This window comes from Oceanicaulis sp. UBA6590 (genome assembly GCF_002433705.1).
Taxonomy (GTDB): domain Bacteria; phylum Pseudomonadota; class Alphaproteobacteria; order Caulobacterales; family Maricaulaceae; genus Oceanicaulis.
The window spans coordinates 84,321-109,040 of the sequence record NZ_DJIQ01000062.1 but is presented as its reverse complement, the minus strand read 5'-3'; the positions used below and the strand labels follow the sequence as shown (position 1 = coordinate 109,040).

Sequence of the window (24,720 nt, the reverse complement as noted above, 5' to 3'; positions counted from 1 at the left end):
GTCAGGGATGCAGGGGAAGACGGGGACCATGACAGCAGCGATCGCCCAGGAGCGTCAGCCGGCGGAGCTGACCACGCGTCAGGACGGCGCCCGTCTGATCGTCGAGCCCAAGGGCGACTGGCTGATGGAGGCCGTGGGACGATTTGATCGTCGCCTGCGTCGCATCGAGAGCGAGACCGACCCCAAGGATCTGGTCATTGACCTGTCCGGGCTGGGCCGCATCGATACGGCCGGGGCCTATGTGCTGGGCCGGACCCTGAGCCGATGCCGTGAACCCGATGCAGACCGCCATTTCATCGGCGAGCATCAGATCGCCCGCCGGATGATGGGCGAAATGCTGCAGCGTCTCGCCGACTGTCCCGAGGACGAGATCCAGCCGCGGGGCGTGATCAGCACGCTGGCGCGGATCGGACAGGGCGTCGAGGACGGCCTGAAGGAAACGGTTGAGTCCTTCGCCTTCTTCGGGCGCACCTTCACCACCGGTCTGAGCGTGCTGGTGAATCCCACCAAGATGCGCTGGACTTCCACGATCCATCTGATGGAGACGGCGGGCGTGGACGCCCTGCCCATCATCTCCGTGCTCAGCTTCTTCATCGGCGCGGTGGTCGCCTTCATGGGCGCGAGCCTTCTGGAGACCTTCGGCGCCTCGGTGTTCACCGTGGACCTGGTGGGGATTGCGGTGCTGCGCGAGTTTGGCGTCATCATCACCGCCATCCTGCTGGCTGGGCGATCAGATTCCGCCTTCACCGCCGCCATCGGCTCGATGAAGATGCAGCAGGAAATCGACGCCATGAAGGTGATGGGGCTCGACCCCTATGAAGTGCTCGTCCTGCCGCGCGTGATCGCCTGTGTGGTGATGGCGCCGCTGCTGACGCTGTCGGCCATGGTGGCGGGCGTGTTCGGCGGGATGCTGGTGAGCTGGATGACGCTGGACATCTCGCCCAATTTTTTCCTGACGCGCCTCAACGACACGATCGACCTCAAGCATTTCCTCGTGGGCATGTCCAAGGCGCCGGTCTTCGGTCTGGTCATCGCCATTGTGGGCTGTCGTCATGGCCTGCAGGTGGGCGGCGATGTCGAAAGCCTGGGCAAACGCGTCACCACCTCGGTGGTGCAGGCGATCTTCGCCGTCATTGTCATCGATGCCCTGTTCGCCATGATGTATCTGGAGCTCGACATATGACCGATGCTCCCCTGATCGAAGTGCGCGGCCTGCGCAGCCAGTTCGGCTCCCATGTGGTTCACGACAATCTCGACCTTGAAGTGCGTCAGGGCGAGATTCTGGGCATTGTCGGCGGATCCGGCACCGGCAAGTCCGTGCTCGTCAACACCATACTGGGTCTGAAGAAACCTGACGCCGGCGAGATCTACTTTCGCGGCCAGGCCATGTCCCGGCTCAGCGGCAAGGACCGGCTGGCGCTGGAAAAACGCTGGGGCGTCCTGTTCCAGTCGGGCGCGCTGTTTTCATCGCTGACCGTGCAGGAGAACGTCATGGCGCCGATGCGGGAGCATTTGCGCATGCCGGCGAGCCTGATGAAGGAGCTCGCCGACCTGAAGATCGGACTTGTCGGCCTGGCTGGCGAGGCGGGCGGCAAGTTCCCGGCCGAGCTGTCTGGGGGCATGAAGAAGCGCGCCGGCCTGGCCCGGGCGCTGGCGCTCGACCCGGACATCCTGTTCCTGGACGAGCCGACCGCCGGGCTTGATCCGATCGGCGCGAGCGCGTTTGACAGTCTGATCAAGGAGCTCTCGGACACGCTCAGGCTGACCGTGGTGATGATCACTCATGACCTTGATAGCCTGCATGCGATCTGCGACCGGGTGGCGGTGCTGGCGGACAAGCGCGTGATTGCAAATGCGCCATTGTCGGAGCTGACCCGCAATGAGCACCCCTGGATCCAGGAATATTTTGGCGGTCCGCGCGGACGCGCCGTGTTAAGACAAGCGGCCGAGGACTAGGACAGGTCATGGAAACCAAAGCCCATCACGCGATTGTCGGTTTCTTCGTCGTCTTCCTGACGGTGTCGGGGGTGATGCTCACGCTCTGGCTCTCGGGCGCGTCGCTCGACAAGGAGTTCCGCGAGTACGATGTCGTCTTTGATGGCGCCGTGCGCGGTCTGCGACCGGCGTCCGAAGTGCGCTTCAACGGCATCCAGGTCGGCGAGGTGACCGAACTGGGACTGAATCCGGACAATCCGGGCCAGGTCATTGCGCGCATCCGTGTGAATGTGGAAACCCCGGTGAAGTCGGACTCCGAAGCCCAGCTTGAACCTCAGGGGCTGACCGGTCTGTCCTACATCCAGATTTCCGCAGGCTCGCCGGACGCCGCCCGGCTGGAAAGCCGGCAGGGCGATCGCGCGCCGCGCATCTACGCCACACAGGCCCAGATCGATCAACTGGTGGAAGGGGGCGAAAGCCTTCTGGAATCCGCCCAGCTCAGCTTTGTTCGGGTGAGCCGCCTGCTGAGCGACGAAAATCTCGAAAGCCTGACGAACACGCTCAATCATATCGAGACGATCACCGGCAATCTGGCCGAGCGGGAGCTGCTGATGTCTGAGGCCCGCGCCGCGCTTCACTCCATCCGCCAGGCTGGAGATGATGTGTCCGTCGCCGCCAGCGCCATGCAGCAATTCGCCGAAGTGACCGAGCGCTATGTGGTCAATGACCTGACCCCCGCGACGCTGGATACCGCAGCGGCGGCCCAGGAAGTGGATCGCACCGCGCAGGAAACCTATGACGCACTCACAGCGATCCGGCCCGGCGTGGAAGAGTTTTCCGAAGACGGCCTGACCCAGCTGACCGCGACCTTGCGGGATCTGCGCTCTCTGGTGGCTGCGCTGGAACGTGTCGCCCTGGAGCTGGAGGCGGATCCGGCCGGATTTATCGCCGAACCTGAAGGCGCTGAAGTGGAGGTGCCGCGATGAGCACGATGAGCAAAAACGCGCTGGGCGCGCTCGCGGCGATCAGCCTTGTGGCGACGCCGGGTTGTATTTCCCTGCTGCCGGAAAGCGAACCTGTTTCGCTCTATCGCCTCAACGCTCTGGTGGATGAGGAACAGGCGCCGTCCGCGAACGCCCAGACGCTGGTGATCGAGCGCATCACGGCGCCGCGCGGGCTGGCCGTGGACCGGGTCGCGCTGCTGCGTGAGGGCGAGCTGGCCTATATGGCGGGCGCAGCCTGGCTGTCGCCGGCGCCGGTGATGGTGCAGGACCGCATCCTGGACGTCTTGCAGAGCGAAACGCCGGAGCTGATCCCCGCGCGCACCGAAGACGGCGTGGATGGGCGCTATCGCCTGCAGATCGAACTGCGCCGGTTCGAGGCCGAATATGATCAGGGGCCGAGCCGGGCGCCGGTCATCCAGATGCGCGTGATGGCGCGTCTGATCGATCGCGAAGAGCGGACGCTTGCGGCGGCGCGGCGGTTTGATGTCAGCGTGCGGGCCAGCGACAACCGTCAGAGCGCACTGATCGCCGCCTTCAGCGAAGCGACCAATGATACCGCGCGTTCCCTGGCGCAGTGGTCCGCCGAAGTGGTGTGCGCCGATAGCGGCTGCTGACGCCCGGAGCCTGATCTTAAACGAAGAAGGCCGGCTTTGATGGAAGCCGGCCTTCTTGTGCGTGCTGAAGTGGGCTCTAGTTGTCCCGACCGCCGCGATTGCGCTTGTCGCCATTCTTGTTGGCGGGCGGCGTGTCGCCTGAGTCTGAATCCATGTTCGCCAGCAGGTCACGCCAGCGCCAGCTGGCTTCCTTGCGCGCCTTGGCGACGCCGTCACGGATGCTGTCGCGCACGGGATCGTCCTCGTCATCGACGAAGTCGGCCTCTTCACTCTCTTCATCCTCGCGACTGCGATCCGGTTCAATCGAACGAAGCGCCGGTTTGGTCTCATCCTTGCGGCGAGCGCGTTCGGCCTTGCGCTCCTCGACCTTGGCCGCCTCCCAGTCCTCGTCGCGCTTCTCGCTCTCGAGACGTTTGGAGGTCGGTTTCTTGTCGATGCCGTCCTTTCTGGGCGCATCCTCGTCCTTGCGACGCGCACTCAGCGGATCGGGCAGCTCATTGATGTTGAGATCCAGCGGTTTGTGTCCGCCCGCCACGGCGCCCATACGCAGGATGAAGTCGCTTAGAAGCTCATAGTTCTGGCGAATGCGCGACTGGAAGAGCGCATCAATATCGCGCGCCTGGTCGGATGCGGTCTGGGCGGTCTCATTGAGCTGCGCCAGTCCGTCTTCCAGTGTGCGCTGCATGGCCTTGGCGGCGTCGCGGGCCGCATCCGGCGCGTCTTCAAGCTTGCTGCGCAGGCCGGACAGCTCGTCCTCGATGCGCCGACTTTCGCGGCGCGCGGCGTCGAGGGTTTCAGAGAGCTGTTTGCGCACAGCCTCGGCGGCTTCCTCGGCGGCCTTCTCCGCTCGCGCGGTCAGATCCTCGGCCTCTCGCAGACGCGCCTGATAGGCCTCGTCCGAGCGTCGGGCCACTTCAAACCCGCTTTCGCTGACGCGCTCCAGCGCCGCTTCTGCGTCATCAGCCTGTTTCTTGAGGCTCTCGCCCGCTTCCTCGGCGGCTTCACGTGCGGCCCGGGCGGCGTCGCGCATGCGGTCCAGCGCGCGCTCCTGGGCGCGGGCGGCCTCCTCGCTGCGTTCAGACAGGGAATTGGCCAGATCCTTGGCCTGGCCGAGCGCCTTGTCGACTGCGTCCAGGAAGACCTCTCCGGAATTCTTGGCGGTGCTTTCAAGGATTTCGGCGCCATCGCGCGCCTTGCGCGTCATGGTTTCCAGCTCGGCCTTGTGGAAGTCGAGCGCCGCGCCGATCTTCTCCTGCTCCTTGCGCAGGGTTTCGGTCACGTCCTGCAAGCGGTCGCGATGCTTGAGATAGGCCTCTTCCAGACCGTCCGTGCGGTTGCGCAGCATGTCGGAGAAATCGCGCAATTCGGTCGCCCGGGCATCCAGCGACAGCGCCACGCGGTCGCCAGCCTCCTCGGCGGCCTGGCCTGCGGCGCTCAGGCGTTCGGCGCCCGATTTGATCAGGCGTTCGCCCGCAGCCGCCTTGGCGTCGGCCAGTTCTGCGGCGGCGGCGACCATCTTGGACTGGTCCTGAATGGCGGCGGCGATCATCGCCGCCTTGTCATCGAGCCCTTCGGAGACGTCATTGAGGCGCAGGCGTTCCTCGCGCAGTTCCCGGGTCAGCTGCTCGGCGCGCTCACGGGCGCGGGTGGAGCCGTCCTCCAGGCTTTCGGCATGGTGGGTGATCACCTCTTCCATGGCCGCAAGACGCGCCAGGGCGCTTTCCATCGCCTTGTTGACCCGATCGACCTGCATGGTGATGGCGTCTGCGAGGCGCGAGGCGTCCTCTTCGGCATGCTCGGTCGGGGTCGCCAGGCGCAGGACGGCGGCGTCCAGCCGCCGGGCGCGGGACCCGGCGCGCGAGACTTCACGCCCCAGAAGCCCCGCCAGTACGAACAACAGAGCCGGCGCGGCGGCGAAGACCGACAGGCCGGCCAGCTGCGCCGGACTCAGCGCCGTCAAGTCCGTATAGCCGGCCAGATAGGCCGCGGCGCCGCCAAACCACAGAAGACCAAAGGCCGCGCCGCCAAAGGCCAGCCATCCGCCGCCTTCGGTCTTGGGTGCTGGCGCATCCATCAAGGGAGCGAGGGGTTTGCGGTTAACCGTGTCCAGCATGCCGCCGGACGCTTCGGTGATCACGCTTTCCTCAAGCTTTTCAGTCTCTTTCGAGTCGTTGGCAGCCATGACGTCTCGTCTGGTTTGGCGCGTTCGCACATGCGGATACCGCCGTGAATTGGCTATCCTAACAGAAACGCGCAGCTCTGCAGGCCTGTTTGTTCAGACCTCGTGTTTAAAGCCAGATGCTGAGTCGTTCAAAGCGTGGGAAGCGCCGGTCGGCTCGGTATGGTTTCGCAATCATTAAGAATAATGAATTGCGCCGTGGCGTTCAGGGGACGCTCCTGTGAACAGGCGGCGTCGGCCTGGATCACGAGGTTCGGGCTGCACAGGCTCTGGGCGTTCTGGATCGTGACAGACAACGTCGCCGGCGAGAGCAAGGCGCCTTCCATGTCCTGTCGGATTTCCTTGGGGGACACCTGGACGGCATGGGCGTCCTGCGCGCGCTCATATCCCAGTCCGAGAAAGGACAGGGTCGCGGCGAGGATCATGTGTGCGATGTCGACCAGAAGCGTCATGACAGAACCGGATATGTATGCGCAAAAAATCTATGCGCCGAGCGCCTCCGGGATACAAGTTCACAGGGGCGGGATTTTCATGAACTCTTGGTAAGCAAGCCCGGTTCGGGGCGGATAACAGTCTTGCGCATCGGTCAAAATGCGTCGAGCTTGAGGGCTCTGAACAGGAAGACGGGGGGCGTCGTGAACCAGCATACAGCACCAGTGGCCGTGAAGGACCGCTTTGAAAGCCTTGATGTCCTGCGCGGCCTCGCCGTGCTGGGGATCCTGATGGTCAATGTCCAGGCCTTCACCATGGCGTCCAACGCCTATGTCTATCCGCCGGCGCACATGGATGTGTCCGGCGCCAATCTGACCGTCTGGTTTCTCACGCACGTCTTCTTCGAGATGAAGTTCATCACCATCTTCTCGGCCCTGTTCGGCGCCGGGGTGATGCTGATGGTGGGCGATGAGCCGGACGCCTCACGCAAGCTGCACTTCTCGCGCATGACCTGGCTGCTGGTGATCGGTCTCATCCACATGTTCGGGCTGTGGTTCGGCGATATCCTCGTCACCTACGCGCTGGCCGGGTTCATCATCGTCTTCTTCAGGCGCATGTCGCCCGCCAAGCTGATCGGTTGGGGCCTGTTCTGGATTACGCTGTCAGGGCTCCTGATGGTGGCGATTTTCGCCAGCTTCGTCCTGCTGCCCGAAAACATGACAGCGGTGGATGTGGGCATGGCCTATACCGATGAGCAGCTGGCCGATCTCGTGAACGCCTATCAGAGCGGCTATCTGCAGAGCCGTATTCCCAACGCCTTGAATGGCCTGGGCAATATCCTGATGTTCGGGTTCTTCGGCGGCCGGATTGTCGGCGTGATGCTGGTCGGCATGGCGCTCTTCAAGCTCGGCTTTCTGCTCGGCCGGTGGAGCGTTCGAAATTACGTCATCGCAGCCGCCATCGGTCTGGGCGTCGGCCTGCCCATCGTCGCCTGGGGCGGACAACAGGCGATCGCCCATGACTTCGCCCTGGACACGCTCTGGCTTCACACCGCCACCAATTACGCCGGCAGCCTGCTTGTCGCCTTCGGCTATGCGGCGCTGATCAATCTCGCCTGCAAGGCGCCCTGGCTGAAGCTGGCGCGCCTGCCGCTGGCTGCGGCGGGGCGCATGGCCTTCACCAACTATCTCACTCAGACGATCACCATGGTCTTCCTGACGGTGGGCGGCGTTGGCCTGGGCCTGTTCGGCCAGCTTGAGCGCGTTGACCAGGCGCGGCTGGTCATCCTGATCTGGATCATCCAGCTCATCGTCTCGCCGATCTGGCTCAGCGTGTTCCGCTTTGGTCCGTTCGAGTGGCTGTGGCGGAGCCTCAGCTATGGCAAGCTCCAGCCCTTCATGAAGAAATCCGAGGCATGAACAGCGTCCGGACCGGGGACGCTTTCGCGGTCTATGGCCTGTTGAGGGCGGGGGAAAGCGGCTTCGCACAATTCGGACTGGAAGAGGCCTTCGCCCCGCTCGGTCCCTGCACGCTGCGCGGGCAGCTCTATGATCTGGGCGCCTATCCCGGCCTTGTGGAAGGTAAGGGGCAGGTGATCGGTGAAATCTTCGAGGTCCGGGATCCGTCGGTGATTCCGCGCGTGGACGCGTTCGAGGATTACTGGCCCGAGGACCCGGCCCGCTCCCGTTATGAGCGGCGCAAGGTCCGGCTCATCGAGCCGGACCGGGACGCCTGGGTCTATGTCTGGGTGCTGGGCGTCGAGGGCGCCCGGCTGATCGAGAGCGGGGACTGGTTCAAACGCTAGACCGCGTCGGGCTGGTTCTCGGGCGCGGCGCGCTCGAATTCGGGCTGGGCGCGCGCAGCCTCGTCCGCGGCGACGAGCCGAGGATAGGGCGTGAGGTCGACGCCAAAGCGGCGGGCGTTGAACATTTGCGGCAAGAGATAGATTTCCGCCAGCGTCGGCCCGTCGCCAAAGAGGAAGCCGTTCTGGCCATCCCCCTGTTCCGCCAGCTTTTCGAGAGCCTCAAACCCGAGGCTGATCCAGTGACGCGCCCAGGCGGGGCCGGCTTCGGGATCATCACCAGCCAGTTCGCGCGCCTTTTTCAGGATGCGCAGGTTCTGCAGCGGATGAATGTCACAGCCGATGGCGGCTGCGAAGGCGCGAACTTTCGCACGCTTGATCGGATCAGAGGGCAGCAGCGGGCGGTCAGGGAAGGTCTCCTCGATCCATTCAAGAATCGCCACCGACTGGGTCAGGATCTCCCCATCCACTTCGAGCGCTGGGACGAGACCTTGCGGATTCTTGGCCTTGTAGGCGTCCGAATGCTGTTCGCCCTCCACCAGATTCACGCCCACATACTCATACGGGACGCCCTTCCAGTTCAGCGCAAGGCGCGTGCGATAGCTGGTGCCGGAGCGAAAATAACCGTGCAGGACCAGTTTCATGGATCAATTCTCCGCAGTTTGGGGGCTGTTCGCTGAGATAGGGGGTGAATTTAGTTGCAAATGATACTATCTTCCGCCACACGACGATGCGCGCCGAAACCGGGCTGATCAAGCCTGTCGGCGCATCACGATTGATTTAAGGGAGCGCCCCATGGCCGATCTGTTTGAGAACCCGCTGGGCACCGACGGCTTCGAGTTCGTCGAGTATACGAGCCCGGAACCGGAAAAGCTCGAAGCGCTGTTTGAGAGCCTCGGCTTCACCGCCGTGGCCAAGCACAAGACCAAGAACATCATCCGCTACAAGCAGGGCGACATTACCTTCCTTGTGAACAAGGAAGAGACCGGCCAGGCGGCGGATTTCCGCAAGGCGCACGGCCCGAGCGCGAACGCCATGGCGTTCCGTGTGCAGGACGCCAAGAAGGCCTATGCCGACGCCATCGAGCGCGGCGCGGAGCCGTTTGGCGACGGTGTCTGGACTGATGAAATCCCGGCGATCGTCGGCATCGGCGGCTCGGTCCTCTATCTGGTCGACACCTATGGCGAGAAAACGATCTATGACGATCTGTTCGAAGCTCTCCCGGGCGCCGAGGACACCGGCGGCGTGGGCCTTGAGGTGCTCGACCACCTGACCCACAACGTCATCAACGGCAATATGAACAAGTGGGCGAGCTTCTACGAGAACGTCTTCAACTTCCGCGAAATCCGTTATTTCGACATCAAGGGCCAGCATACCGGCCTTCTGTCGCGCGCCATGACCGGCCCGTGCGGCAAGCTGAAGATTCCGCTGAACGAAAGCTCCGACGACCAGTCCCAGATTTCCGAATATCTGCGTGAATACAATGGCGAAGGCATCCAGCACATCGCCCTGACCACGCCGAACATCTACGAGACTGTCGAGAAGCTGCGCGAAAATGGCGTGGTGTTCCAGTCGACCCCGGAGACCTATTACGAGCTGGTGGACGAGCGCGTGCCGAACCATGGCGAGGATCTCGCACGTCTGAAGAAGAACTCCATCCTGGTGGACGGCAATCCCGAAACCGGCGATGGCCTGCTGCTGCAGATCTTCACCACGACCAATATCGGTCCGATCTTCTTCGAGATCATCCAGCGCAAGGGCAATGAAGGCTTCGGCGAGGGCAATTTCAAAGCCCTGTTTGAATCCATCGAGCTCGACCAGATCCGCCGCGGCGTGATCAAGACCGAGCCGGCGCAATAAGCACTTGGCGGAAGACGCCCGCATAACCCCGGACGCAGGCGAGGGCGCAAGCCTTCGCCTGCCGTCCTATGTGCCCTACCGCCTGTCGGTGACGTCCAACAAGGCGTCGAGCCTGATCGCCAAGGCCTATCAGGCCCGGTTCGGACTGACGATCTGGGAGTGGCGGGTGATTGCGGTGCTGGGCGAAGGGGCCGCGATGACGGCTCAGGCGGTTTGCGAGGCGACCGCCATGGACAAGGTGAGCGTCAGTCGCGCGATCCGGGCGCTGGATGAGCGCGGACTTGTTATGCGTATCCGCAACAAGCAGGACCGGCGCGCCAGCGATGTGTCGCTGACCGCGGAGGGGCAGGCGATCTACGCTGAAGTCGCCCCTCTGGCCCTGAACTATGAAAAGAAGCTGCTCGAAGCCTTTACCGATGCGGAGCGCGACCAGCTCATGAGTCTGCTCGACAAGCTGGAAGCGCAACTGGATGAAGTCGGGCAGGCGTTCGACCGATAGAACCGCCCTGGTCGATCTTATTCGACCTGACAGGCTCCAGGCCTTGAGGGCGGGGCCTCCGAACCGCGAAGCCGGGTCCCGCTCTCGCAGGAAAGGCTTTAGCCCTGAGCGACCAGGCTAAGCCATTGGGCGATCAGAGCCGGGCTCTCGGACCCTTCAATCTCCACAACGGCGTCCTGAACCAGCTGAAGCTGGCCGGGCTTGCGTTCGGTGACGCTGGCCAGCGTGAACGTGCCGCGCACCTTTGAACCGACCCGCACGGGGGTCAGGAAGCGCACCTTCTCGAAGCCGTAATTGATGCCGATCACGCCTTCGGCGAAAGGCGGCAGCGCCTGCTCGGCGAAATGGCTGAGCATGGACAAGGTCAGGAAGCCGTGGGCGATCGGTCCGCCAAAGGGGCTTTCCGTCCGGGCGCGTTCCGGGTCCACATGGATGAACTGGTGGTCCCTGGTCACGTCCGCAAAGGCGTTGACCTGATCCTGAGTCACCTCAAACCAGTCCGACGAGTGCGATTGGCCCACGCGGGCCTTGTATGTGTCTAGCAAGCTCATGGCGTCACTTGAACGCTAAAGCCCTTAACCGTCAAGAGACTGTTGGCTCCGGCGCCGCTTCAGCGCCCATTTCACAAGACCGAATATGGAAATGGACAGCCAGCAGACCTCGATCACGAAACTGGCGAGATTGAACGTCACCATCAACGAGACGATCAGCAGGAGCGCGCCGCACAGATTGAGCAGCAGATAGCCGAGACCATCGCTTTTCACCTTCTCGATCTGCAGCAGGAAATAGCCCGACAGCACGCACGCCACGCCCATCAGTCCGATGATGTCTGTCAGCGTCATGAAAGGGCGTCCTCGTACACGAATGGTGGTCCGGACTGGCCTTACTGCCCTGACAGACGCTGAACAAGCCTCACTGCTGCGTGAAAGTCTGTTAACGGCCCTCCGCCTAGGCTGGCGTCACTGACTGGAAGGAGGGCCTAGGCGTCATGAGCGCACCCGTACTGGATCGAGACCATCTCGAACAATACACCGCCGGTGACACCGCGCTTGAAGCAGAGCTCTTCGGCCTTCTGTCCAGCCAGATGGAAGCCTGCATCAGCGCCATGAAGGCGGCGACGAGCGAGGCGGAGTGGCGCACAGCGGCGCATACGCTGAAGGGCGCATCACGCGGGGTCGGCGCCATGGAGCTCGGCGAGGCGTGTGAGCTGGCCGAAGGGCGTTACAAGGATGCGGAGGCGATGCAGGCGGTCGAGACCGCAGCGGACCGCGCCAGCAACGCCATGGCGGCGGTGCGCGGCTAGCGCGTCTTGTCCCAGACCCTGAATTCGTAGGCGATCGACTGCTCGACCATCTCGCGCCAGACCGGCTCGGCGATCTCGGCGGGAAGGCCCGCGGCGTCCGCCGCTTTCAGCACCTTGGCGACCACATCCTCGATCCGGTCTTCATCACGGACGACATCCCGGCTGGGTTTGATCCGGGCGGCGGCCTGCATGTAGCGCGAGCGCTCGGCGATCAGAGCGACCAGCGCCCGGTCCATGCGGTCCACGCCATCGCGCACCTCGATCATGGTCTCGCAGGCTTCCGGCGCCGTGCGGGCATTGAGGTCATCGAGATCGAAATGAGGGGGCGTCTGTGAGGTCATGGCGGCGTTTATAGGCTGAACTTCCAGCGCTCCAAACCCCTTCGTCGCATTGCATCGCGCGAGGGTGCAGCTAAAACGGGATCAGGTTTTCTGGAGAGCGTCATGCAGCCCGTCACCCTTTATGGCAACATCGAAAGCGGCAATTGTCTGAAGACCCTGTGGGCGGCGAAGATCGCCAGCGTGCCCCATGAGTGGGTTGAAGTGGACATTTTCGGCGGAGAGACGCGCAGCGACTCATTCCTGGCGCTGAATCCGGCCGGTCAGGTGCCGGTGCTGCGCCATGAGGACGGCCGCACCCTGGCGCAGTCCAACGCCATTCTGCTCTACCTGCTGGATGGCACCGCGCTGATCCCGTCCGATCCGTTCAAGCGCGCGGTGATGATGCAATGGCTGTTCTGGGAGCAATACTCCCACGAGCCCTATATCGCGGTGCGTCGCAGCGCTCTGCGCTTCAAGGGCGCGAACGAGGCCGATCTTGATCCGGATCTTTATGCCAAGGGGCGCCGCGCGCTCGGGGTGATGGAGATGAACCTGATCTCGCAGAGCTTCATGGTGGGCGAGGAAATGACCGCGGCCGACATTGCGCTGGTGGCCTATACCCGCGTCGCCGATGAGGGCGGCTTTGACCTCTCGGAGTTTCCGGCCGTGAACGGCTGGGTGCGCCGGGTGGAGAGCGCGCTGGGGATCGAGCACGGTCAGGCGGCCGTGCATGGCGACCCCGAATAGGGCGAGCTGAACGGGCATTGAAAAAGGGGCGGTTCAACCGCCACTTTCTTGTGTCTAGCGCCGCTTGGCCAGTTCCTTCATCGCCTTGTCGACGCCGGACAGGGTGAGCGGGAACATGCGCTCATCACCGATGATCTCGCGCACCAGCTGAACCGAATAGGTATGCGGCCACCAGCCTTCGGGCGTGGGATTCAGCCACACCATGTGCGGATAGGTTTCCTTGATCCGCCGCAGCCAGACCCCGCCGGCTTCCTCGTTCCAGTGCTCGACAGACCCGCCCGGATGGGTGATCTCGGTGGGCGACATGGCGGCATCGCCCACGATCACGACCTTGTAGTCGCTGGGGTATTTGTGCAGCACGTCCCACATGGAGCGGGTTTCGGTGCGGCGGCGCAGATTGGACTTCCACACGCCCTCATAGATGCAGTTGTGGAAGTAGAAATACTCAAGATTCTTGAACACGCCCCGCGCCGCCGAAAACAGGCGTTCTGTCAGGTCGATATAGGGGTCCATGGACCCGCCGACATCAAAGAACACCAGCACCTTCACGGCATTGCGGCGCTCGGGCCGCATCTGGACATCCAGATAGCCCTTGTTGGCGGTGGCCCGGATGGTGCCCTCAAGATCGAGCTCTTCCTCGGCCCCGTCACGGGCGAACTGGCGCAGACGGCGCAAGGCCACCTTCAGATTGCGGGTGCCCAGCTCACGCTCGGAATCAAGGTCCTTGAACCGGCGGTTTTCCCAGACCTTGCTGGCCTTCTTGTTCTTGGACTTGCCGCCAATCCGCACCCCGTTCGGGCTCCAGCCCGAATTGCCATAGGGGCTGGTGCCGCCGGTGCCGATCCATTTATTGCCGCCCTCATGGCGCTTCTCCTGCTCTTTCAGGCGCTCCTGGAGCGTCTTCATGAGCTGGTCGAAGTCCATTTCCTGCAGCGCTTCCATCTCCTCTTTCGTGAGATGGCGCTTCATCTGGGCGGTCAACCAGTCCTCGGGGATCTCGTCAGACTTGAAGAGATCCCCCAGGGCCTCGATGCCTTCGAAATGATGGGCGAAGACCTTGTCGAACCTGTCGAAATTCCGCTCATCCTTGACCAGCGCCGCCCGGCTGACAGCATAGAAGCTGTCCACCTCCTGCTCGATCGCGCCCTTTTTCAGGGCTTCGAGCAGGGTGAGATATTCCCGGGTGGAGACCGGAATCTTGGCGGCGCGCAGATCGGTGAAGAAGCGGTGGAAAAGGGCCATGGCTACTCCGCGAGCAAGGTGTCCACGAGGGCGAACAGATCGGCGCGCGCCGCGTCCTGGTCTGCTGCCGGATAGCGCATCATATACGCGGCCAGGGCGCCGTCATGGGTGCGCGTCCCCAGAACCACCCGTTGCACGCCGGTCGGCGCGGGATGTTCGAACACGCGCTCATACATGTTGACGCCATCCGCGCTTTCAAGCTCGGTCCAGCTCTCGCGGCGCGCCTCGGGAATGGCGTTCAGAAGGGCGTCCATCGCCGCGGGGCTGTCGTCAGCGTCCACAAACTGCACCCGCAGGCCGAAATCATCGAGAGACCAGTACTGGCAACCCGGCGCTTCGTAGATGTCGAACAGCAGGAAGCCGTCCTCCATCATCGCGCAGCTGAGCTGGTCATGCACCGCCGTATTGGCGTCCGCATGCCAACCCGCATTCTCGGGATGCAGGCTGACGAATTGCCCGGTCAGCGCCGTCCCGTCTCCGCCGGCCATGGCCACGCCGCGCCATTGCTCGGCGGCGAGATGGGCGGGGTTGGCCGCGAGAGGAGGCGGCAGCTCCCCCATTTCGCTCAGGATGTCCCGGCCGGCGGCTGCGTGCATCGCGGCCTCTTCCCAATCGGACTGACGCGCATTGATATCGGTCAGCATGTGCCGGACCCGGTATTGCGACAGCGCGTCCGGCGCCGCGTCCAGCGCCAGCAGGGCCTGGTCCTCAGCCTGGTCGTACTGGCTGGCGAACATCGCCTGCATGGCGCCGCGCAGGGGCTCCATGAAGCTGGGGTCCGGCTGTGTTGACAGGCTCAGGGCGGCGGCGAGGAGGAGAGGCTTCATAAACATGGCTTTCAGTCTGGGAACTCGGTAAAGGCTCTGATGATCCGAGCCTTACCCTTCCCGACGCGTCATGAAAGCCAGGCGCTCGAAGAGTTGAACATCCTGTTCGTTTTTTAACAGGGCGCCGTGGAGCGGCGGGATCAGCTTGCGGGTGTCGCGTTCGCGCAGGATGGCGGGATCAATATCCTCGGCGAGCAGCAGCTTGAGCCAGTCCAGCAGTTCGGAGGTGGAGGGCTTCTTCTTCAGGCCCGGCGCGCTGCGCACCTCGAAGAACATCTCCAGCGCCTCGGCCAGAAGATCGCCCTTGATGCCCGGGAAGTGGACATTGACGATCTGCTCCATCGTCTCCTCGTCAGGGAAGGCGATGAAGTGGAAGAAGCAGCGACGCAGGAAGGCGTCCGGCAGTTCTTTTTCGTTATTGGACGAGATGATCACGATGGGACGCTGCTCGGCCTTGATCGTCTCGCCGGTCTCATAGACGTAGAATTCCATCCGGTCGAGCTCCTGCAGGAGGTCGTTGGGGAATTCGATATCGGCCTTGTCGATCTCGTCGATCAGCAGGACCGGGCGGACATCGGAATCAAACGCCTCCCACAGCTTGCCCTTGCGGATATAGTTTTTGACGTCGTGGACCTTGTCGTCTCCCAGCTGGGAGTCGCGCAGGCGCGCCACGGCGTCATACTCGTAAAGGCCCTGATGCGCCTTGGTGGTGGACTTGATGTGCCACTCGATCAGCGGCGCGCCGAGCGAGGCCGCGACCTGACGCGCCAGCTCGGTCTTGCCGGTGCCCGGCTCGCCCTTCACCAGCAGCGGGCGTTCGAGAATGATGGCGGCGTTTACTGCAGCGGCCAGCTCTTCGGTGGCCACATAATCCTTGGTGCCTTCAAAACGCATGATCGGGTGTTTTCCCTGTTTTGTGTTCTCTCTCGTCCGGTCGTCCCCCACGACCGGTTGCAGCGCATTCGTGTGCACTCTAGCGGTGGGTCTAGCGCGCGTCATCCTTGCGCAGCGCCTCGAACATAAGCTCGGCGCGGCGCCAGTCATACTCGGTATCAATATCCTGAACGCGTTCAGGTGCAATCATGATCGGTATGGAGCGAGGTGAAAAGACCGGAGCCTGCTTGCTCAAGGCCTTGGGGCGGCACCAGAAAAACTGTGCGGCGTCGTGGAAGGCCTCTTCGAGATCCTGCGACCGTGAGCTGATGAATTCAGGATACATGGGCGCAAGACCGGGCCCGGTTTTGCTGTGGACAGCTTTCAGCGCGCGCTGCACCGGGAAGGCGAAGGGGGTGACCGAGATGGCGTAATCCTGCTCTGGCGCTTCAACCAGAGCGTTATGTCCGCGCGCCAGGTCCGCCGGGCTCAGAAACGGAGCGGTGGCGTAGATCGCGCAGACCAGCTCCGGCGCGTGGCCGGTGACCTCTTCCATCGCCGCCATGGCGTGGGCGATGACGGGAATGACGCCGGTAAAGTCATCCGCAAGCTCCGCCGGACGCAGGAAGGGCGCGCTGGCGCCGGCGGCCTTTGCGACCTCCGCGATTTCAGGATCATCGGTGCTGACCACCACATGATCAAACAGGCCCGTCTCAAGCGCGGCTGAGATCGGCCAGCTGATCATGGGCCGGCCGTGGAAGGGGCGGACATTCTTGCGTGGAATGCGTTTGGAGCCGCCGCGGGCGGGGATGACCGCGATCTTCATGCTCAGCGCTTTGTGTTCAGCGCGATGCCGTGGATTTCCGACACCGTGGAGGGCAGGTGAAAGCTCTTGGACACCTTGGTGTGTTCGTCAAACACGGTGATGGCGGTGTCGATGGCGATGTTCTGGCTCACGCCCATGGCGGCGGAATAGTTCCGGTTCCGGCTCTGACCGATGAAGAAGCGCGCGCCGTCATGGGCGAGGCCGCGGGCGAAGCCCGGAAATTGCCCCACGCTCTGGGCGTTGTTCTTCAGAAGGCGTCCGCGCAGGGAATCGAGCACCACCAGCGAGCCGTCCACGAAGTCGATTGAGTGCGGCATCCAGAGGTCCGAGATGACCGGTCCGACCCAGCGTCGATCGGCCAGATCGTATTCCAGCACCACGCCGTCAAAAACGTCCCGCTTCCAGTTGCCAGTGGCGGAGAACATGGACAGGTACACGCTGTCGCCCAGCACCAGAATGTCATTGCAATGGTGTTGCGCCGAGCCGGAGCGCGCCTGTTTGGGGCTGATCGGGATGCGGTCGATCTCGTCGCCATCTTCTGAATAGACGAGGATCGCATCAAGATAGGAGCAGGCGATGAAGTATTGCCGCTTCTCCTCGGACCAGCTCACGCCATGACAGCGCGCGCCCTGTGGCAGGGCGAAGGCCTTGAGGATGGTGTAATCGCGATCAAAGGTGATCAGGCCGCGCTCATCATCAATGGCGATGAAGTGCTCGCCATGGGGGCGCAGTCCGTGGAAATTGCCCTTGAACACCTTGCGAAAACTGTGCTTCGCGCCGGCAATGGTCAGCTCATAGAGCCCGCCGCCCGCTTCGGGATCATCAAGCGGCGGCAGGCCACAGGTGAACAGCACGGTTTCTTCCAGGCTCTCCATTTCCGCGATGATACGCAGATCGTTGAGCACGGGGCTGACGACAAAATCCTGACCGGGGACAAGGCCCATCCCGGCCAGTTGTTCACCCACTTCCACAAAGGATGTGGTGCAGATCACCACGAATGGGCGGGGCGTCGCCTCCTGCAGGCTGTCAGGACGGCGAATGCTCAGCCCGGCCTGGGTCTCGCCATGAAGATTGGGGTTGTTGTCGACAATACCAGTGACGCCCTTGATCCGGCGCAGGGTCTTGTCGGCGATATTGCCCGCGCCCGCCAGCACGATGGGACGGCCCCGGCCGCGCATGTTCACATCCGCGAAGGTCGTGAATTCGGTCGTATTGGTGTGGCTCATACCTCGGCGCCCTTGACCATGTACTGCTCGCGACGCGGATCATTGGGCTCCAGATGCACCGGGCCATAGCTCGACGCGCCGCCCCAGACATCATCCTTGACCCATTGATCGTTCTCGATGCGCCAGACGCGCGGATCGCGGAAGGTGTCGCAGATCTGGTCGAACTCGGCTTCGCTCATATCGACATATTTCAGCCAGCGCTCGAGATCGCGGCGCGGTTTGACATGGTCATGCTTTCTGACCATTTCGAGCCCGGTCTTGTAGTCCATCACTCCCAGACGCACGTCCTGGCTGGCATGGTCGGTGGCGCGGCCATAGCCGAACTTGATGAATTTGAGATAGTCGTGAATTCCGTTCTCGTGCATGTCGTCGAGATTGGAGATTTTCCGGTAGGTGCGCTCGAACGGGTATTCGGCTTTCTTCCAGCCATATTCGGCCTCGGCCACGGCAGCGCACTTGTTGCCGTTCCACTTCTCGTAAAAGCCCAGATACACGCCGCGCACGCCGACACGGTCGATCTCCTCGTCAGACGGGTAGACGGCGAAGTCGAGCTCCTTCTCGGTCAGGCCCATTTTCAGGTCCGGACGCCCATGGCGCTCCAATCCCTCATCAGTGAAATCATCCCAGTCCAGCCCGTGAAGGTCGTGTTCCTTGCGGGTCTTGGCGGTGAATTCGGGGAAGTCCGAGTAAGAGAACATGCCGCCCAGATCGACCCAGCCATGATCGCCCCACAGCATCAGCGGGATGTCATGCAGGACAGCCTGCTTGATCGGATAGGTCTTGATGCCGGCATGATTGTGCCAGTTCATGTCGCCATGCAGCTTGAACCCCAGAAGGTTCATCTTGATCAGCACGTCCAGGCCGGGGCGATAGATAATGTGATCCGCGCCGAAGGCCTCGCGCATGAGCTGGAGGTTATACTCGCCTTCGGGCAGGAAATTGTTGCCGTGATAGGTCACGAGAAGCGGGCGCAGGCCCAGCTTTTTCACCGCCAGATGGGTCTGGTAATAGCTGTCCTTGCCGCCGCCTACGGGAATGACGCAGTCATAGCCCTTGGGGTTGCGATAATCGTCGACCAGCTCCTCGAGCATGGTCCAGCGCTCGTCCCAGTCGATATCCACCGTCTGGCCGGCCACACGGCAGCCCGAGCACACCCCGTTTTCGTCAAAGGTCAGCGGCGCCGCTGACGAGCTGGGATAAAAACAGGTCTTGCAGAACTGGACACTCATGGCGCTTCCCTCAGGCTGGAGCGTAGCGGAGACGAATCATCGCCGTGCTTAAGGCTAACAAAACGCCTGAATCGTTAAGTTTAGCCCAAGCGATGCACCACAAACGGGAAGGGTGGGCCCTTGCGAACCCTGAGCGCACACCAGCCGGTCTATCTGCCGGGGCTGATCCTGTTTCACAAGATCGCCCTGAGCGATGTCTTCGTGCTGCTGCCCGACGTGCAGTTCCAGCGCCATAGCTGGCAGCAACGCAACCGGGTGCGCAATGGCAAGGACGCGATCTTCCTGTCGGTGCCGGTGAAGAAATCCGGCGATCTCAGCCGCACGATCCGCCAGACCGAAATCGCCGATGAGCCCTGGCGCAAGAAGCATCTGACCACGCTGAAACAGGTCTATGGAAAGCGCCCCCATTTCGACGGGTATTTTCCCGCCATCGAGGCGCTGATCGAGGCGGAGTACGAAAACCTGTCAGACCTCAACTGTGCGCTGATCCGGCATGTCTGCGCCGTCCTGGAGCTTGAGGCGCAGATTATCGACAGCGCCGAGCTGAACCATGAGGGCGAGAGCCAGGACCGGCTCATTTCCCTGTGTCATGCGGCCGACGCCGACGCCTATGTCTCCAATGTGGGGGCTGCGAGCTATGTGGATGAGGCGGGGTTTTCCGCCAAGGGCGTCACCCATTACTGGCAGGCGTTCACGCCGCCTGAATACAGCCAGGGCAAGGCCTTCATCCCCAACCTGTCCATCGTTGACGCCCTGTTCAATCTGGGCCCGGACACGGCGAAGCTCGTGCGCGGGTGCGGAGAGATGACACGGCATCTGGGCGTGGCGCAGGCGGCTTTGGCGTCTGGCTAGAGAACTCTTTCTCGTCATCCCGGACTTGATCCGGGACCCAGAGCCGGAAATACGACGCCCTGCCATCCCCTGGGTCCTGACGTTCGTCAGGATGACGAGGGCGTGTCATTTTACCTCTTTCTCCGCGCAGGCGGGGACCCAGAGACGGATATGCGGCGTTCCATGATCTCTGGGTCCCGGCCTTAGCCGAGAAAGAGAACATTTTTAAATGTCCTCAGCCTGTCATCCTCCGCTTCATGCGGGGGATCCATGCCGGTTGGTCGTATGATAGGTCACGGCATGGGTTCACCGGATAAACCGGTGAATGACGCTTTGAGAGGGGTAAAGGCGTTTACATCCGCACATCGAACCCGGCGCGTTGCAAAGCGCGCTTGCCGCCCCGGTCCGCCAGCTCCTTGAAATGCCAGATATTGGCGGCGGCGACAGCGTCCGCGCCGGCTTTGAGGCCCTTGGCGTAGTGCTCGTACACCCCGACCCCCGAACAGGCGATGACGGGGATGGTCACAGCCTGTGAGACCTGCTCGATCAGGGTGGTGTCATAGCCCGTGCCGCGTCCATCACGGTCTAGGCTCTGCAGGAGGATCTCGCCCGCGCCGCGGTCTTCCGCCTCTTTCGCCCAGCTCACCGGATCACGACCCGTTGCGGTGCGTCCGCCTTGGGTCATCACCTCATAGCCATTCTCGATCTGGCGCGCGTCGATGCTGACGACCATGGCCTGCGCGCCGAAGCGTTTGGAGACCTGGGTGATGAGATCGGGCGTTTCATAGGCGGCGGTGTTGATCGCGACCTTGTCGGCGCCGCGCTTGAAGATGTCGCGCACCTGATCGAGCGAGGTCACATGCCCGCCCCAGGTCAAAGGCATGAAGCAATGGCTGGCGACCGCTTCGAGCACTTCCATCGCGTCGGCATAGGCGCGATTGCCGGCATCCCGGCGGCCTTGCGCCAGTCCGGCGGTGCGGGAGATGTCGAGATAAATGAGCTCGTCCACCTTCCACTCGTTAAAGCGCGCCACCTCGTGCAGCGGATCGCCGATGATCTGGTGGGTGGTGAATGTTTCCGAGCGGACCAGCTGACCGTTCATCAGCAGAAGGACCGGGATCAGGCGCGGCATCAGCATGAGGCGACGAACTCCAGCCAGTTGGTCAGCAGGGCAAGGCCGGCCTTGTGGCTCTTTTCGGGATGAAACTGCGCCGCCCAGACCGAGTCGTGCTCCAGCGCGCAGACAAAGCGCTCGCCATGCTCGGACCAGCCTGCAGCGTCTTCGGGGCGCTCAGGTTCGCAGACAAAGGAATGGACGAAGTAGAAGGCTTCGTTCTCGGGTAGGCCCTTGAACAGGCCGTCGGTCTTGCTCGCCTCCACATGGTTCCAGCCTACATGCGGCACGCGATAGGGTGGATCATGGGGCGGCGGAGCCAGACGGCGCACCTTGCCGGGAATGATCCCAAGACCTGCGTGTTGGCCGTGTTCCGAGCTTTCATCGAGCAGGAGCTGCATGCCAAGGCAAATGCCCAGAAGCGGGCGGTGCTGGCCTGCGATCTCGTCTTTCAGCAGCTGGGCGAGACCCAGCTCCTGCAAATGCGCCATGCCTTCGCCATAGGCGCCGACGCCGGGCAGCACCACGCCTTTGGCGGCGCGCAGCACGCCCGGATCATGGCTGATCACAACATCAGCGCCGAGATGGGCCAACGCGTTCCGGACAGAGGTCAGATTGCCCATGCCATAGTCGATGATCGCGATGGTCATGACTAAATCTCGAGCAAGGCGCTGATCGCCTCGGCGGCGCGGCTCATGCCCAGCCCGTCAATCAGTTCGGGCCCTTTGTGACTGAGCGCCTGAATGGCGTCTTCGTTCTTGAGCAAGCTGTTGAGGTGCGAGGAGAGCTGCTCGAGATTGTCCCCGCTCTCATGCCCCAGATTGATCAAGGCGCCATGGTCCGCGAACCAGTCGATTTCGAGGATCAGGTTTTCAAGCTGCGGGAAGACGAGGGCGGGCGTTCCGGCGGCCAGGGCCTCGTAGACCACCATCCCGCCGGTCATGATCGCGACCGGCGCGCGGGCCAGATGGCTGGCGAGCTGATGAACCGGCAAACCCTTCTTGGCGATGCCGCCATTATAGACCGCCATCTGGCGGAGCGCCTCAAAGTCGGGAAAGCTCGATCCCACGATGATGATGAAGGGATGGGGCTTTGCGAGCGCCGGGCCGTGTTCCGCCAGCATCATCGCCCAATCTGTCGCGCGTTCGCCGCCGCCGCACACCGCAATGACGGGGCCTTTGCGGGGCGCATCGTGACGGGATTTGGCGAAGACCGGCGCGATCAGGGCGTAGTCTCCGCCACACAGCGCCTGCCCGCCGTCCCGCAGATTGGGATAGGCGTGATAATCGGAAATGACCGTGCCGTTTATGGCGAGGTCTGCCGGCGCATCCGACCCGAAATCATCAATCAGTATGCGCTTGAGCTGTGGCATAGCCTCGAGCGCGGACCACAGGAGCGGGTCTTTCGTCGGCTGGTCGACGAGGACGGCCTGGGCCTCGGTTTCAATGACCAGCGCCTTGAGGAAGACATCCACCGGCCCCTTGAGCGGTACGATCTTGTCATAGGGGAAGAAGTCCGACAGCGCTTCTCCCTGGCCCAGCACATGAACCGTCGGGCGCTGGGGCAGGAGCTCCAGCAGCCGCGAACAGCGCGCTGCGTGAGCCAGTCCGGTCTCGTGCAGGGCGTCCACGCGGATGATCAGCGAAGTCATGTCAGCGCCTCCAGTTCGGTCTCGATCACGGTGCGCGCCGTGTTGATTCTCGCCGCATCATACCGCGCATCGAGCCAGAGATTGATGGCTGACCGGCTCCAGGCGTCCGCATCAGGATGCGCGTCCTCTCGGGTCAGCATAGGGAAGGAATGGGAAAGCGACGGGTAATTGGTTCCCGCATCGATGCCGGCCTTGCGCAGGGCGTTCACCACGGGGTCTCTCACCTTCGGGTTGGCCCGTACGATCAATCGCCAGGGCGCGGTCTGATTCAGGTCAACGATTTGAAGCTGGGGCTCCAGACCGCTCAGGGCCTCGATCCAGTTGTCACGGCGGTCCTGACGCTCGGCCAGCCGGGTCGGCAAGTGGGCAAGGGCGCCCAGAAGCGGCTCTTCCGCCTCCGGGTCGAAGCTGAAGCGAAGCTGGCGCAGTTCCCGGACGAGGGTGGCCTCGATGTCTGAAGAGCGCCCGGCATTGCGCAGGGCGCGGCGATCGAGCATCAGCCTCTCCTCGTCACGCTCGGCCCAGTCATCCAGAGCCGGATAGCGCGAGGCGATCCGTCTGAGTTCATCGGCCAGCCTGGCGTCACGCGTGATCACGGCGCCGCCGGATCCTGCGTCCAGCACCTTGCCGGGACCAAAGCTGACTATTCGCGCGGCATCCTCGAGTTTCGTCTTCGGCGCAAAGCTTGAGGCGTTCGCATCGTTCTCTATGGCGATCCAGCCCAGTTCCTGCGCGGCCTTGCGGGTCTGCGTGAAGTCGAGCCGGAAACCGTAAAGATGGGTCAGAAGCACCGCGCCCCTCCGCCCCGGTCGGGACAGGATACGAAGCTGTCTGGCGAGGGCCGCGTCTGCGTTCACGCCGGTCTCGGCGCTGACGGGCGCCAGACGGACCTCAGCGCCGCTGGCCCAGGCGCAAGCCAGAAGGCTGGGGCAGGCGTTCGACGGGATCAGGATGCAGGAGCGGCCATGCAGGCCAAGCGCTTCAAACAGCGCCAGATGCGCCGAGCGCGCCCGCCCGAACAGGATGGCCTGTCCGCCGTCAAACGCCTGGGAGATGGCTTGCTCTGCGCGTTCTGTCATGCGGTCCCGTCAGTGATCATTGACCAGTCCAGCGGATCGCCGAATTTGAGATCGCGCGCCGCCGTGCGGCCCAGCACCTTCGTCCATTCGCGCGGATGCAGACCGCCGCCCGGACGCACCGAGCGGATATTGTCTTCACTCAGGGTTTCCCCCGCCTTGATGTCGCGCGTGACATAGAGCGAGCGGCGCACGGTGCGCGAGCCGACTTCGGATTGGGCCAGGCCCTTGCGCACGCCGCCAAGCGCGGCATGGGCGTTGCGGGTTTCTTTCACAAGGCTCGCCAACTCATTCGGCTCCAGCGAGAAGGCGGCGTCCGGCCCGCCATCCGAGCGGCGCATGGTGACATGCTTTTCGATCATCCGTGCGCCAAGCGCGGTCGCCGCCACCGGCGCCGCGATGCCCGGCGTATGGTCGCTGAGTCCAATGGGAAGCTGCAGACGGGTGATCAGGTCCGGTATGGATCTCAGATCCGCCTGTTCGATCGGGGTCGGATAGCCCGAGGTGCAATGCAGGATGCACAGGCGCTCGCACCCGGCCTGGCGCGCGGTCAGCACCGCTTCGATGATCTCGTCCCAGGTCGCCATACCGGTGGACATGACCAGCGGACGCCGCGTTTGCGCCGCATAGGCGATCAGCGGCAGATCGATCAGCTCAAAGGATGCGATCTTGTAGGCGGGCGGTTCGAACTGTTCGAGAAAGTCCACAGCTGTGAAATCGAACGGGGAGGAGAACACCTCCATGCCGTGCTTGCGACCGCGCTCGAACAGGGCGGCGTGCCAGTCCCAGGGCGTGTGCGCCTCTTCATAGAGGTCATGGAGCTTGCGCCCGTCCCACAGCCCGCCTTTCAGCACAAAACCCGGACCGTCATGGTCGAGCGTGATGGTGTCGGCGGTGTAAGTCTGAAGCTTCACTGCATCCGCGCCGGCTTCGGCGCAGGCATCGATGATCTCGAGCGCGCGTGACAGATCCCCGCTGTGATTGGCCGACAATTCCGCCACGATGACGGGCGGGCGGCTCGTATCCTCGATCTGGTCAAACACGGAAGAGGGGGCGGCCATGACAACGCTCCTGCCGGTTGAGGGGGCTTGTTTACTGTTATGGGGAGTCTTGGTTCATTAAGAATGAAGC

General features: G+C 63.0%; 28 protein-coding genes. 11 read left to right on the top strand and 17 right to left on the bottom strand.

Features of this window, described 5'->3' with window-relative positions:
- Positions 1-28 precede the first annotated feature (28 nt).
- The 4 genes from B2Z70_RS12780 to B2Z70_RS12765 are packed head-to-tail and all read left to right on the top strand — an operon-like array spanning position 29 to position 3,553.
- Positions 29-1,183, top strand: a complete 1,155-nt coding sequence (locus tag B2Z70_RS12780) for an ABC transporter permease (protein WP_292983718.1) — start codon at positions 29-31, stop codon at positions 1,181-1,183.
- The gene (locus B2Z70_RS12775) at positions 1,180-1,956 is read left to right on the top strand and encodes an ABC transporter ATP-binding protein (protein ID WP_009801427.1); all 777 of its coding nucleotides are present in this window, start codon (positions 1,180-1,182) and stop codon (positions 1,954-1,956) included. Before B2Z70_RS12780 ends, B2Z70_RS12775 begins: the two co-directional genes overlap by 4 nt.
- 8 nt (positions 1,957-1,964) lie before the next feature.
- Positions 1,965-2,921: an MlaD family protein gene (locus B2Z70_RS12770; RefSeq protein WP_009801426.1), complete on the top strand. Its 957-nt coding sequence runs from the start codon at positions 1,965-1,967 to the stop codon at positions 2,919-2,921.
- Entirely contained in the window at positions 2,918-3,553 is a 636-nt protein-coding gene (locus B2Z70_RS12765) for an ABC-type transport auxiliary lipoprotein family protein (RefSeq protein ID WP_292983715.1), read from the top strand. The genes B2Z70_RS12770 and B2Z70_RS12765 overlap by 4 nt, the downstream gene beginning before the upstream one ends.
- Before the next feature lie 76 nt (positions 3,554-3,629).
- Here the strand turns inward: B2Z70_RS12765 and B2Z70_RS12760 are convergent, their stop codons facing one another.
- Together B2Z70_RS12760 and B2Z70_RS12755 are read right to left on the bottom strand one after the other, a co-directional pair.
- On the bottom strand, positions 3,630-5,735 hold the full coding sequence (locus tag B2Z70_RS12760; protein WP_009801424.1) for a hypothetical protein: 2,106 nt from the start codon (positions 5,733-5,735) through the stop codon (positions 3,630-3,632).
- A gap of 128 nt (positions 5,736-5,863) precedes the next feature.
- Positions 5,864-6,184: a hypothetical protein gene (locus B2Z70_RS12755; RefSeq protein ID WP_009801423.1), complete on the bottom strand. Its 321-nt coding sequence runs from the start codon at positions 6,182-6,184 to the stop codon at positions 5,864-5,866.
- A gap of 183 nt (positions 6,185-6,367) precedes the next feature.
- Between B2Z70_RS12755 and B2Z70_RS12750 the strand changes: the two genes are divergently transcribed.
- Together B2Z70_RS12750 and B2Z70_RS12745 are read left to right on the top strand one after the other, a co-directional pair.
- The gene (locus tag B2Z70_RS12750) at positions 6,368-7,582 is read left to right on the top strand and encodes a DUF418 domain-containing protein (protein WP_040612485.1); all 1,215 of its coding nucleotides are present in this window, start codon (positions 6,368-6,370) and stop codon (positions 7,580-7,582) included.
- A complete protein-coding gene (locus B2Z70_RS12745) occupies positions 7,579-7,968 on the top strand; it encodes a gamma-glutamylcyclotransferase family protein (RefSeq protein ID WP_292983712.1) in 390 nt (129 codons plus the stop codon). Before B2Z70_RS12750 ends, B2Z70_RS12745 begins: the two co-directional genes overlap by 4 nt.
- Here the strand turns inward: B2Z70_RS12745 and maiA are convergent.
- On the bottom strand, positions 7,965-8,609 hold the full coding sequence (gene maiA / locus B2Z70_RS12740; RefSeq protein ID WP_009801420.1) for a maleylacetoacetate isomerase: 645 nt from the start codon (positions 8,607-8,609) through the stop codon (positions 7,965-7,967). The two genes, B2Z70_RS12745 and maiA, sit on opposite strands and share 4 nt — an antisense overlap.
- A 151-nt stretch (positions 8,610-8,760) precedes the next feature.
- Here maiA and hppD point away from each other — a divergent pair, with 151 nt between their 5' ends.
- Together hppD and B2Z70_RS12730 are read left to right on the top strand one after the other, a co-directional pair.
- Positions 8,761-9,825: a 4-hydroxyphenylpyruvate dioxygenase gene (gene hppD / locus B2Z70_RS12735; RefSeq protein WP_009801419.1), complete on the top strand. Its 1,065-nt coding sequence runs from the start codon at positions 8,761-8,763 to the stop codon at positions 9,823-9,825.
- Between the two features lie 4 nt (positions 9,826-9,829).
- Positions 9,830-10,324: a MarR family winged helix-turn-helix transcriptional regulator gene (locus B2Z70_RS12730; RefSeq protein ID WP_009801418.1), complete on the top strand. Its 495-nt coding sequence runs from the start codon at positions 9,830-9,832 to the stop codon at positions 10,322-10,324.
- Positions 10,325-10,422: 98 nt separating this feature from the next.
- Here B2Z70_RS12730 and B2Z70_RS12725 read toward each other — a convergent pair whose 3' ends face one another.
- Positions 10,423-10,875 (bottom strand): MaoC family dehydratase, encoded by a 453-nt coding sequence (locus B2Z70_RS12725; protein ID WP_009801417.1) that lies wholly within the window; start codon positions 10,873-10,875, stop codon positions 10,423-10,425.
- A 24-nt stretch (positions 10,876-10,899) separates the two neighbouring features.
- Positions 10,900-11,166: a CBU_0592 family membrane protein gene (locus tag B2Z70_RS12720; protein ID WP_009801416.1), complete on the bottom strand. Its 267-nt coding sequence runs from the start codon at positions 11,164-11,166 to the stop codon at positions 10,900-10,902.
- Between the two features lie 146 nt (positions 11,167-11,312).
- On the opposite strand from B2Z70_RS12720, the gene B2Z70_RS12715 reads away from it, so the two are divergent.
- Positions 11,313-11,627, top strand: coding sequence for an Hpt domain-containing protein (locus B2Z70_RS12715; protein WP_009801415.1), 315 nt, complete (start codon positions 11,313-11,315; stop codon positions 11,625-11,627).
- Here the strand turns inward: B2Z70_RS12715 and B2Z70_RS12710 are convergent.
- Positions 11,624-11,968, bottom strand: a complete 345-nt coding sequence (locus tag B2Z70_RS12710) for a chorismate mutase (RefSeq protein ID WP_009801414.1) — start codon at positions 11,966-11,968, stop codon at positions 11,624-11,626. The two genes, B2Z70_RS12715 and B2Z70_RS12710, sit on opposite strands and share 4 nt — an antisense overlap.
- A 102-nt stretch (positions 11,969-12,070) precedes the next feature.
- Between B2Z70_RS12710 and B2Z70_RS12705 the strand changes: the two genes are divergently transcribed.
- A complete protein-coding gene (locus B2Z70_RS12705) occupies positions 12,071-12,694 on the top strand; it encodes a glutathione S-transferase family protein (protein WP_009801413.1) in 624 nt (207 codons plus the stop codon).
- 54 nt (positions 12,695-12,748) lie between these two features.
- Here B2Z70_RS12705 and B2Z70_RS12700 read toward each other — a convergent pair whose 3' ends face one another.
- The 6 genes from B2Z70_RS12700 to B2Z70_RS12675 all read right to left on the bottom strand — a co-directional run bounded on the left by B2Z70_RS12700 (position 12,749) and on the right by B2Z70_RS12675 (position 18,917).
- Positions 12,749-13,936 carry a vWA domain-containing protein gene (locus tag B2Z70_RS12700; RefSeq protein ID WP_292983704.1) on the bottom strand — a complete coding sequence of 396 codons (1,188 nt, stop codon included), beginning with the start codon at positions 13,934-13,936 and terminating at the stop codon, positions 12,749-12,751.
- 2 nt (positions 13,937-13,938) lie between these two features.
- On the bottom strand, positions 13,939-14,763 hold the full coding sequence (locus B2Z70_RS12695; protein ID WP_292983702.1) for a hypothetical protein: 825 nt from the start codon (positions 14,761-14,763) through the stop codon (positions 13,939-13,941).
- A gap of 51 nt (positions 14,764-14,814) precedes the next feature.
- On the bottom strand, positions 14,815-15,657 hold the full coding sequence (locus tag B2Z70_RS12690) for an AAA family ATPase (protein WP_009801410.1): 843 nt from the start codon (positions 15,655-15,657) through the stop codon (positions 14,815-14,817).
- A gap of 91 nt (positions 15,658-15,748) precedes the next feature.
- Positions 15,749-16,462, bottom strand: coding sequence for a pseudaminic acid cytidylyltransferase (gene pseF, locus B2Z70_RS12685; protein WP_292983699.1), 714 nt, complete (start codon positions 16,460-16,462; stop codon positions 15,749-15,751).
- Between the two features lie 2 nt (positions 16,463-16,464).
- Positions 16,465-17,688 carry a DUF4915 domain-containing protein gene (locus tag B2Z70_RS12680; RefSeq protein ID WP_292983697.1) on the bottom strand — a complete coding sequence of 408 codons (1,224 nt, stop codon included), beginning with the start codon at positions 17,686-17,688 and terminating at the stop codon, positions 16,465-16,467.
- On the bottom strand, positions 17,685-18,917 hold the full coding sequence (locus B2Z70_RS12675) for an N-acetyl sugar amidotransferase (RefSeq protein ID WP_292983695.1): 1,233 nt from the start codon (positions 18,915-18,917) through the stop codon (positions 17,685-17,687). The genes B2Z70_RS12680 and B2Z70_RS12675 overlap by 4 nt, the downstream gene beginning before the upstream one ends.
- Positions 18,918-19,037: 120 nt before the next feature.
- On the opposite strand from B2Z70_RS12675, the gene B2Z70_RS12670 reads away from it, so the two are divergent.
- Positions 19,038-19,769 (top strand): WbqC family protein, encoded by a 732-nt coding sequence (locus B2Z70_RS12670; RefSeq protein WP_292983693.1) that lies wholly within the window; start codon positions 19,038-19,040, stop codon positions 19,767-19,769.
- 331 nt (positions 19,770-20,100) lie between these two features.
- Here the strand turns inward: B2Z70_RS12670 and hisF are convergent, their stop codons facing one another.
- Genes hisF through pseI form a run of 5 tightly spaced genes read right to left on the bottom strand, consistent with a single transcriptional unit; the run spans position 20,101 to position 24,650 of the window.
- On the bottom strand, positions 20,101-20,886 hold the full coding sequence (gene hisF, locus B2Z70_RS12665) for an imidazole glycerol phosphate synthase subunit HisF (protein WP_292983691.1): 786 nt from the start codon (positions 20,884-20,886) through the stop codon (positions 20,101-20,103).
- Positions 20,880-21,512 (bottom strand): imidazole glycerol phosphate synthase subunit HisH, encoded by a 633-nt coding sequence (gene hisH, locus B2Z70_RS12660; protein WP_292983689.1) that lies wholly within the window; start codon positions 21,510-21,512, stop codon positions 20,880-20,882. Before hisH ends, hisF begins: the two co-directional genes overlap by 7 nt.
- 2 nt (positions 21,513-21,514) lie before the next feature.
- Positions 21,515-22,513 (bottom strand): hypothetical protein, encoded by a 999-nt coding sequence (locus tag B2Z70_RS12655; protein ID WP_292983687.1) that lies wholly within the window; start codon positions 22,511-22,513, stop codon positions 21,515-21,517.
- Positions 22,510-23,592: a DegT/DnrJ/EryC1/StrS family aminotransferase gene (locus B2Z70_RS12650; RefSeq protein ID WP_292983685.1), complete on the bottom strand. Its 1,083-nt coding sequence runs from the start codon at positions 23,590-23,592 to the stop codon at positions 22,510-22,512. The genes B2Z70_RS12655 and B2Z70_RS12650 overlap by 4 nt, the downstream gene beginning before the upstream one ends.
- Positions 23,589-24,650: a pseudaminic acid synthase gene (pseI, locus tag B2Z70_RS12645; RefSeq protein WP_292983683.1), complete on the bottom strand. Its 1,062-nt coding sequence runs from the start codon at positions 24,648-24,650 to the stop codon at positions 23,589-23,591. Before pseI ends, B2Z70_RS12650 begins: the two co-directional genes overlap by 4 nt.
- Between the last annotated feature and the right edge of the window lie 70 nt (positions 24,651-24,720).

What these genes read in the sequence shown, in the direction of transcription:
- B2Z70_RS12780 (WP_292983718.1), top strand. Translation starts at nt 29, where the DNA reads ATGACAGCAGCGATCGCCCAGGAGCGTCAGCCGGCGGAGCTGACCACG.
- B2Z70_RS12775 (WP_009801427.1), top strand. Translation starts at nt 1,180, where the DNA reads ATGACCGATGCTCCCCTGATCGAAGTGCGCGGCCTGCGCAGCCAGTTC.
- B2Z70_RS12770 (WP_009801426.1), top strand. Translation starts at nt 1,965, where the DNA reads ATGGAAACCAAAGCCCATCACGCGATTGTCGGTTTCTTCGTCGTCTTC.
- B2Z70_RS12765 (WP_292983715.1), top strand. Translation starts at nt 2,918, where the DNA reads ATGAGCACGATGAGCAAAAACGCGCTGGGCGCGCTCGCGGCGATCAGC.
- B2Z70_RS12760 (WP_009801424.1), bottom strand. Translation starts at nt 5,735, where the DNA reads ATGGCTGCCAACGACTCGAAAGAGACTGAAAAGCTTGAGGAAAGCGTG.
- B2Z70_RS12755 (WP_009801423.1), bottom strand. Translation starts at nt 6,184, where the DNA reads ATGACGCTTCTGGTCGACATCGCACACATGATCCTCGCCGCGACCCTG.
- B2Z70_RS12745 (WP_292983712.1), top strand. Translation starts at nt 7,579, where the DNA reads ATGAACAGCGTCCGGACCGGGGACGCTTTCGCGGTCTATGGCCTGTTG.
- maiA (WP_009801420.1), bottom strand. Translation starts at nt 8,609, where the DNA reads ATGAAACTGGTCCTGCACGGTTATTTTCGCTCCGGCACCAGCTATCGC.
- hppD (WP_009801419.1), top strand. Translation starts at nt 8,761, where the DNA reads ATGGCCGATCTGTTTGAGAACCCGCTGGGCACCGACGGCTTCGAGTTC.
- B2Z70_RS12725 (WP_009801417.1), bottom strand. Translation starts at nt 10,875, where the DNA reads ATGAGCTTGCTAGACACATACAAGGCCCGCGTGGGCCAATCGCACTCG.
- B2Z70_RS12720 (WP_009801416.1), bottom strand. Translation starts at nt 11,166, where the DNA reads ATGACGCTGACAGACATCATCGGACTGATGGGCGTGGCGTGCGTGCTG.
- B2Z70_RS12715 (WP_009801415.1), top strand. Translation starts at nt 11,313, where the DNA reads ATGAGCGCACCCGTACTGGATCGAGACCATCTCGAACAATACACCGCC.
- B2Z70_RS12710 (WP_009801414.1), bottom strand. Translation starts at nt 11,968, where the DNA reads ATGACCTCACAGACGCCCCCTCATTTCGATCTCGATGACCTCAATGCC.
- B2Z70_RS12705 (WP_009801413.1), top strand. Translation starts at nt 12,071, where the DNA reads ATGCAGCCCGTCACCCTTTATGGCAACATCGAAAGCGGCAATTGTCTG.
- B2Z70_RS12700 (WP_292983704.1), bottom strand. Translation starts at nt 13,936, where the DNA reads ATGGCCCTTTTCCACCGCTTCTTCACCGATCTGCGCGCCGCCAAGATT.
- B2Z70_RS12695 (WP_292983702.1), bottom strand. Translation starts at nt 14,763, where the DNA reads ATGAAGCCTCTCCTCCTCGCCGCCGCCCTGAGCCTGTCAACACAGCCG.
- B2Z70_RS12690 (WP_009801410.1), bottom strand. Translation starts at nt 15,657, where the DNA reads ATGCGTTTTGAAGGCACCAAGGATTATGTGGCCACCGAAGAGCTGGCC.
- pseF (WP_292983699.1), bottom strand. Translation starts at nt 16,462, where the DNA reads ATGAAGATCGCGGTCATCCCCGCCCGCGGCGGCTCCAAACGCATTCCA.
- B2Z70_RS12680 (WP_292983697.1), bottom strand. Translation starts at nt 17,688, where the DNA reads ATGAGCCACACCAATACGACCGAATTCACGACCTTCGCGGATGTGAAC.
- B2Z70_RS12675 (WP_292983695.1), bottom strand. Translation starts at nt 18,917, where the DNA reads ATGAGTGTCCAGTTCTGCAAGACCTGTTTTTATCCCAGCTCGTCAGCG.
- hisF (WP_292983691.1), bottom strand. Translation starts at nt 20,886, where the DNA reads ATGCTGATGCCGCGCCTGATCCCGGTCCTTCTGCTGATGAACGGTCAG.
- hisH (WP_292983689.1), bottom strand. Translation starts at nt 21,512, where the DNA reads ATGACCATCGCGATCATCGACTATGGCATGGGCAATCTGACCTCTGTC.
- B2Z70_RS12655 (WP_292983687.1), bottom strand. Translation starts at nt 22,513, where the DNA reads ATGACTTCGCTGATCATCCGCGTGGACGCCCTGCACGAGACCGGACTG.
- B2Z70_RS12650 (WP_292983685.1), bottom strand. Translation starts at nt 23,592, where the DNA reads ATGACAGAACGCGCAGAGCAAGCCATCTCCCAGGCGTTTGACGGCGGA.
- pseI (WP_292983683.1), bottom strand. Translation starts at nt 24,650, where the DNA reads ATGGCCGCCCCCTCTTCCGTGTTTGACCAGATCGAGGATACGAGCCGC.